Genomic DNA, 6,703 nt, shown 5'->3' on the forward strand with positions numbered 1-6,703 from the left:
AGAGCAATAAAACTCGTGCTCATAACCGAGCTGCCAAGTACATTCTTTCAGATCATAGTCGTTGATTCGTACTGATCCACGACAAGTCTGCGGGCCTCTACCAAGTCTTAGGGCCTCTACCTGTCTTGTCGCTGGACCAGCCGGCCGCGGCGGCGGCCTGCCCTCGGAACATCTTGCAACAGCCCTCGTTGAGCCTTCCGATACGAAGGAGAGACTGAGATGCGTTACATGATCCCCCTCGCCGCGGTGGCGCTTGCGCTCCCCGCAATTGCTTCTGCGCAGACGACCGGCGGTACCGCCGGCGGCACGATGGGCGCCGGCACCACGACCGGCACGATGGGTACCCAGACCGGCACGATGGGCACGATGAACCCGACGTCGCCGAGCACCGGCAGCACGATGTCGACCAACTCGACCATGAGCACCCCGTCGACCACCACGACGACGCGGTCAACGCGTCGCAGCACGCGCAAGGGCACGATGTCGTCGCCCAGCACAATGCCGAGCACGTCAACCACCGACTCGACGATGATGCCATCGACCGATCCGATGAGCACGACGCCGAATGCGATGGGCAGCGCGCCGCGCTAAACGCGCAGTATGAGTTGACACAGAAAGGCCCGGGTTACGCCGGGGCCTTTTCGTATATTTGCCGGGTCAATCCGCGAACGGATCGCGGACAAGGATCGTATCCTCGCGCTCCGGGCTGGTAGAGACGAGTGCTACCGGACAGCGGATCAACTCCTCGACGCGGCGGATGTACTTGATCGCCTGCGCCGGCAGGTCGGCCCAGCTGCGCGCACCCGCGGTTGAGCCGGACCAACCTTCCATCACCTCGTAGACCGGCTCGACCTCCGCCTGATCCTTGGCGTGCGCGGGGTAATAGTCGAGCTCTTGCCCGCGCAGGCGGTAGCCCGTGCAGATGCTGATCGTCTCGAACCCGTCGAGTACATCGAGCTTGGTGAGCGCGATTCCGGTGATGCCGCTAACCGCCGCCGACTGGCGCACCAGCACCGCGTCGAACCAGCCGCACCGCCGCTTGCGTCCCGTCACCGTGCCGAATTCGCGCCCGCGCGTGCCGAGCCGCTCGCCGGTCGCGTCGTCTAGCTCGGTCGGAAACGGTCCCGAGCCGACCCGCGTCGTGTACGCCTTGGCGATGCCGAGCACGAAGCCGACCGCCGCCGGTCCCAGCCCCGATCCGCCCGCCGCGGTGCCCGCGATCGTGTTTGACGAGGTGACATAGGGGTAGGTGCCGTGGTCGACGTCGAGCAGCACGCCCTGCGCGCCCTCGAACAGGATGCGGCGACCGGCGGTCCGCGCCTCGTTCAGGTCGCGCCAGACCGGCTTCGCGAACGAGAGAACGAAATTGGCGATCTCGCGCAGGTCGGCGAGCAGGCGCTCGCGATCGATCGGCGCCTCACCGAAACCGGCACGCAGCGCGTCGTGGTGCGCGCATAGGCGGTCGAGCTGAGGGCCGAGATCATCCAGATGCGCTAGGTCGCAGACACGCAGCGCGCGACGCCCAACCTTGTCCTCATACGCCGGACCGATGCCGCGGCGCGTGGTGCCGATCTTCCCCGCGCCACTCGCATCCTCGCGCAAGGCATCCAGATCGCGGTGGAACGGCAGGATCAGCGCGCAAGTGTCCGCGATCCTGAGCGTGTCGGGAGTGGCGACGACGCCCTGCTCGCCCAGCCGCTGCACCTCGTCGCGAAGCGCCCAGGGATCGAGCACCACGCCGTTGCCGATCACCGACGGCGTGCCGCGCACGATGCCCGATGGCAGCAGCGACAGCTTGTAGACGTTCTCACCGACCACCAGCGTATGGCCCGCGTTGTGCCCGCCCTGAAAGCGGACGACCACGTCGGCGCGCTCGGCCAGCCAGTCAACGACCTTGCCCTTGCCCTCGTCGCCCCACTGAGCGCCGATCACCGCTACGTTCGCCATGAGATACAGAACTCCGCCTGCCGCGTGCAATCCGCGCGCCCTTCGACAGGGCTCGGCGCGCGAACGGTTCCGAATTGTCCGCGGCGCGGGTAGCCGCGCGCGCGCGGCGGGTCAACCGGGCGGAAGGTCACTCCCCGCGCATGTGTGCGCCCGCGAGACTTCACGGCGGTGAAAAAGAGTAACGGCATCTCTGGCGACGACCATCAATCCGGGAAAGCGGTCGGGCTTCGATAAAGAGCATGAACGCTGCCACTGCTAGGTGCCGATTACCGCGCCACCTTTTCGCGAAGCAGCCAATCGAAAGCGTGTGCGATTGCCCGTTGACCGTCGCGTCTCACCGGCGCGCCATGCGCCATCAGCACGCACTCAGTCGGCCACGCCCTTATGCGTCGTGCCGCCTCTATGGCGGACACGCGATCGCGAAAAGACATCCGGAATTTTCGCGGAACCGTTGGTTTGTCGGCGGTTAGAAAATCGAGCTTGGCGATCATGGCCCGCCATCCCTTGAACCAACCTGCTTCGAAGTGCTGGATGAGATCGGCGAAGAGCGCCGTCCGGCTCGCGCGGTGGAAGAACACGACCTCCATAGTTAACCGGTTATTTCCGACGACGACCTGATCGATGTCGCCCGACCAACCCGGCGCCGGCACATCCTCAAGGTCGCGATCCCACCTCAAGTCCGGCCGTTTGATCCGCAATGCCGGCACGGCGTAGGAGAGCGCGTCCGGGTATGCGACCTGCCACTCACCAACGAATACATGGTGCAGCGTGTTGGCGCGACGAGATGTCTGACCGATCCCAGATCATCGACCGCGGCCTGAAGCTCGTCGGAAAGAGCTGTGGGCGACCAGATCAGTAAAGCGCCGTCCGACAGGCGGATGACGGCCATACGCGTCGGATAGACAAACCCTGCGACCGACACAGCTGGCCCATCAACGATCCACAGGTCTCTACCGAACGGCTGCAGCATCCACTTATCCTCAGGCGCCGCGTTGGGCGAAAGCCCGACACTATTTTACAATTGGCGCACCTCGCCCGCTTCCAACACATGCGTGCATAGTTGCGCCCCTGGCGTGTCGCTTTCCTCGAGGGCGGCAACGGTGACCCAGCCAACAGCGCGCATCGCCGTGGCGTCGGCGGGGGCGGTGCCGAGCGGCAGGAACAGCCGGCGTCGCTCGGGTGCGGGTTCGCTCGCCAGCCGGTCGCCGTAGAGCGAGAAGCCGGTCGCCACCTCCTCCGCGCCGCCTTCGTGGACGATCGTGTAGGTGCCGCCGCGGCCGATCTCCGCGCTGGCGCCGCGCACGAACAGCGAGAAGCCGAGCCAGGTCTGATACTCGAACCCGTGCCGCTCGGTCGGGTCGAGGGTCAGTGCGACGCGGCCGTCGACCGCGCGTGCGATCTCCGCCAGACCGTCGAGCCGCGATGCCAGCACGCCGGTGGTGTCGAACGCGCGCAACCGCGCGAGCGCCTGATCGAACGGTCCCGCGGCCTCGACCAGCGGCAGATAGGCGGGTGCGATCTGCGCGACGCTGCCGGCATCCTTCGCGTCCAGCCGGTCGCGTAAGTGCTCGAGGTGATCAGCGGCGACCGGCATCGGCCCATTTGCGAGCGCATCGACCAGATCCGGTAGCGTGAAGTCGATCGACACGCCGGAAACACCGGCGGCCTCCAGCGCCTCCACTGCGACGATCACGACCTCTCGCGCGGCGGCGACCGAGTCGAGTCCGATCAGTTCTGCACCGATCTGCCGCAACTCACGTGCGGGCGAGAGCTGCCCGCCGCGCAGCTTGAGGATCGAGCCGGCGTAGCTCAATCGCACCGGACGCGGATGGTGCGCCATCCGCGTCGCCGCGATCCGCGCGACCTGCGCGGTCAGATCGGGCCGGACTGCGAGCGTGCGCTGCGACACCGGATCGACGAAGCGCACCGCGTCGGTCAGCCCACCGGCCTTGAGGCGCGTCGACAGGCTCTCGGCATATTCAGCGAGCGGCGGGTCGACGCGTTCGTAGCCGTGCAGGCGTACGGCGGCGAGCAGGCGCGCCTCGACCGCTGCGGCAGCGTCGGCATGCGGCGGCAGCCGGTCGCGCAGACCTTCGGGGAGGAGCACGGTCACGCGATCCGCTCCCTTTCCCCTGCGAGGAGAGGGCTGGGGTGAGAAGCCGCCCCAAGCGCCACGCCGATGGCGGCTAGTACGCCATCAAGATTGCTCATCACGTCCGCGTTGTTGAACCGGATCACACGAAAGCCTTGTACAGCGAGCCACGCCGTCCGTCGCTCGTCGTGCGCTCCGTCGCCCGCGTGCGTGTCGCCGTCAACCTCCACGATGATGCGGTGTCCGCGAGCGCAGAAGCCGGCAATGTAGCTGCCGATGACGATTTGGCGAGAGAATTTAACGCCAAGGAACAGACGATCGCGAAGGGCTGACCAAAGCCTATCATCCCGGCTCAGTCATCTCGCGCCGCAGTCGTCGAGCGTGGTCACGAGGCACGAGATCGCTCTGCATTGCACGACCATTTCGAAGGGCAGCGCCGACGCAACCCCTCACCCAACCTTCTCCCTGGAGGGGAGAGGGCTTTCGACGCCCCTCCCCCGCACCTCACCTCAGAACGTCAGCCCCATCGCAATCTTGACGCCGGGCAGCGCCTTGACGCGCGCGAGCAGGTCGCCGTCGACGGGCTCGTCGACCGATAGGAGCAGCACCGCCTCGCCCCCCGCCTGGCGCCGGCCGAGGTGGAAGGTGCCGATGTTCACACCCGCCTCGCCGAGCAGCGTGCCGAGCCGGCCGATAAAGCCGGGCGCATCCTCGTTGACAACGTAGAGCATCGGGCCCGCCAGATCGGCCTCGACCTTGATCCCGAACAATTCGACCAACCGCGGTGCCGCGTCGCCGAACAAGGTGCCCACGACCGAGCGCTCTCCGTCCGCGGTGCGGACCGAGACGCGCAGGAGCGTGTGGTAATCACCCTCGCGCTCGCTTCTGATCTCGCGCACTTCCATGCCGCGGTCGCGTGCGAGGAGTGGCGCGTTGACCATGTTGACGGTCGCGGTCTGCGTGCGCAGGAATCCGGCGAGCACCGCGCTCGTGATCGGCTTCTGGTTGAGCTCGGCCGCGGCGCCTTCGGTATGGACCGAGATGCGGTCGATCGCACCGGTCGACAACTGCCCGACGAGGCTGCCGAGCTTCTCCGCCAGCGCCATGTACGGCTTGAGCTTGGGTGCTTCCTCCGCCGACAGGCTTGGCATGTTGAGCGCGTTGGTGACGCCGCCCGAGACGAGGTAATCGGCCATCTGCTCGGCGACCTGAATCGCGACATTGACCTGCGCCTCTGTGGTCGATGCGCCGAGATGCGGAGTGGAGACGAAATTGGGCGTGCCGAACAGCGGCGACGCCTTGGCCGGCTCCTCGACGAACACGTCGAGCGCTGCACCCGCGACATGGCCGCTATCGAGCGCGTCCTTCAACGCCGCCTCGTCGATCAGCCCGCCACGCGCGCAGTTGATGATCCGGACGCCCTTCTTCGTCTTGGCGATGTTTTCCGCCGACAGGATGTTGCGCGTTTGGTCGGTCAGCGGCGTGTGGAGCGTGATGAAGTCGGCGCGGGCGAGCAACTCGTCGAGCGTCACCTTCTCTACGCCGATCTCGACCGCACGCTCGGGGGTGAGGAAGGGGTCGAATGCGACGACCTTCATCTTCAACCCGCGCGCACGATCGGCGACGATCGAGCCGATGTTGCCCGCGCCGATCAGCCCGAGCGTCTTGGAGGTCAGCTCGACCCCCATGAAGCGGTTCTTCTCCCACTTGCCGGCCTGCGTCGAGGCATCCGCCTCCGGCAATTGGCGGGCGAGCGCGAACATCAGCGCGATGGCGTGCTCCGCGGTGGTGATCGAATTGCCGAACGGCGTGTTCATCACGACCACGCCCTTCGCCGATGCGGCGGGGATATCGACGTTGTCGACGCCGATCCCGGCGCGGCCGACGACCTTCAGATTGGTCGCGTGTTCGAGAATGGCGGCGGTGACCTTGGTCGAGGATCGGATCGCGAGACCGTCGTAGTCGCCGATAATCGCCTTCAGCTCATCAGGCGTCTTGCCGGTGATCTCGTCGACCTCGACACCGCGCTCACGGAAGATTTGCGCCGCACGCGGGTCCATCTTGTCGGAAATCAGTACCTTGGGCATGTCGTTACTCCCTCTCCCCTGTGGGGAGAGGGTCGGGGTGAGGACTTGTCCCACGCGCCGACCCTTATGTTGATGTGAACCGGTGAGATCGCTCCTCACCACTGATGGAATGTCAGCCGCGCGCTTGCGCGTAGGCCCAGTCGAGCCACGGTCCGAGCGCCTCGATGTCGGCGGTGTCGACCGTCGCGCCGCACCAGATCCGCAAGCCCGGCGGCGCGTCGCGGTAGCCGGCAACATCGTACGCAGCGCCTTCGGCCTCGAGCAGCGACGCCATCTTCTTGATCAGCGCCTCGTCCGCGCCGGCGACCGTCAGGCAGACGCTGGTCTTCGAGCGCGACGCTTCGTCTTCCGCCAGATGCCCAAGCCAGTCGCGCTCCGCCACGATCCGGTCGAGCGCGGCGGCGTTGGCGTCGGAGCGCGCGATCAGCCCGCCTTCCCCCAGCGACTTTGCCCATTCGAGCGACCAGATCGCGTCCTCGACCGCCAGCATCGACGGCGTGTTGATCGTCTCACCCTTGAAGATGCCTTCCGACACTTTGCCCTTGCTCGTCAGGCGGAACACCTTGGGCAGCGGCCA

7 protein-coding genes and 1 pseudogene are annotated in these 6,703 nt (G+C 66.4%); all 8 read right to left on the reverse strand.

Annotated features, from left to right (window positions below; all coding sequences use genetic code 11):
• Nucleotides 1-224: 224 nt before the first annotated feature.
• Nucleotides 225-557, reverse strand: a complete 333-nt coding sequence (locus tag QZ847_RS15685; RefSeq protein ID WP_294358280.1) for a hypothetical protein — start codon at nucleotides 555-557, stop codon at nucleotides 225-227.
• A gap of 100 nt (nucleotides 558-657) precedes the next feature.
• On the reverse strand, nucleotides 658-1,947 hold the full coding sequence (locus QZ847_RS15690) for an adenylosuccinate synthase (protein ID WP_294358285.1): 1,290 nt from the start codon (nucleotides 1,945-1,947) through the stop codon (nucleotides 658-660).
• Between the two features lie 266 nt (nucleotides 1,948-2,213).
• Entirely contained in the window at nucleotides 2,214-2,624 is a 411-nt protein-coding gene (locus QZ847_RS15695; RefSeq protein ID WP_294358287.1) for a hypothetical protein, read from the reverse strand.
• Complete coding sequence (locus QZ847_RS17035) at nucleotides 2,621-2,917, reverse strand: DUF4336 domain-containing protein (protein WP_366930207.1); 297 nt, start codon at nucleotides 2,915-2,917, stop codon at nucleotides 2,621-2,623. Before QZ847_RS17035 ends, QZ847_RS15695 begins: the two co-directional genes overlap by 4 nt.
• A gap of 45 nt (nucleotides 2,918-2,962) precedes the next feature.
• Nucleotides 2,963-4,060: an ATP phosphoribosyltransferase regulatory subunit gene (locus QZ847_RS15700; protein WP_294358289.1), complete on the reverse strand. Its 1,098-nt coding sequence runs from the start codon at nucleotides 4,058-4,060 to the stop codon at nucleotides 2,963-2,965.
• The gene (locus QZ847_RS15705; protein WP_366930208.1) at nucleotides 4,057-4,395 is read right to left on the reverse strand and encodes a DUF559 domain-containing protein; all 339 of its coding nucleotides are present in this window, start codon (nucleotides 4,393-4,395) and stop codon (nucleotides 4,057-4,059) included. The genes QZ847_RS15700 and QZ847_RS15705 overlap by 4 nt, the downstream gene beginning before the upstream one ends.
• Before the next feature lie 153 nt (nucleotides 4,396-4,548).
• Entirely contained in the window at nucleotides 4,549-6,126 is a 1,578-nt protein-coding gene (serA, locus tag QZ847_RS15710) for a phosphoglycerate dehydrogenase (RefSeq protein ID WP_294358291.1), read from the reverse strand.
• A 112-nt stretch (nucleotides 6,127-6,238) separates the two neighbouring features.
• Nucleotides 6,239-6,703, reverse strand: a pseudogene (locus tag QZ847_RS15715) (phosphoserine aminotransferase); the annotation flags it as partial.

Source organism: uncultured Sphingomonas sp. (assembly GCF_913778135.1).
Classification (GTDB): domain Bacteria; phylum Pseudomonadota; class Alphaproteobacteria; order Sphingomonadales; family Sphingomonadaceae; genus Sphingomonas.

Bases quoted from the DNA above. Each gene is read 5' to 3' on its own strand.
- QZ847_RS15690 (WP_294358285.1), bottom strand. From the start codon at position 1,947: ATGGCGAACGTAGCGGTGATCGGCGCTCAGTGGGGCGACGAGGGCAAG.
- serA (WP_294358291.1), bottom strand. From the start codon at position 6,126: ATGCCCAAGGTACTGATTTCCGACAAGATGGACCCGCGTGCGGCGCAA.
- QZ847_RS17035 (WP_366930207.1), bottom strand. From the start codon at position 2,917: ATGCTGCAGCCGTTCGGTAGAGACCTGTGGATCGTTGATGGGCCAGCT.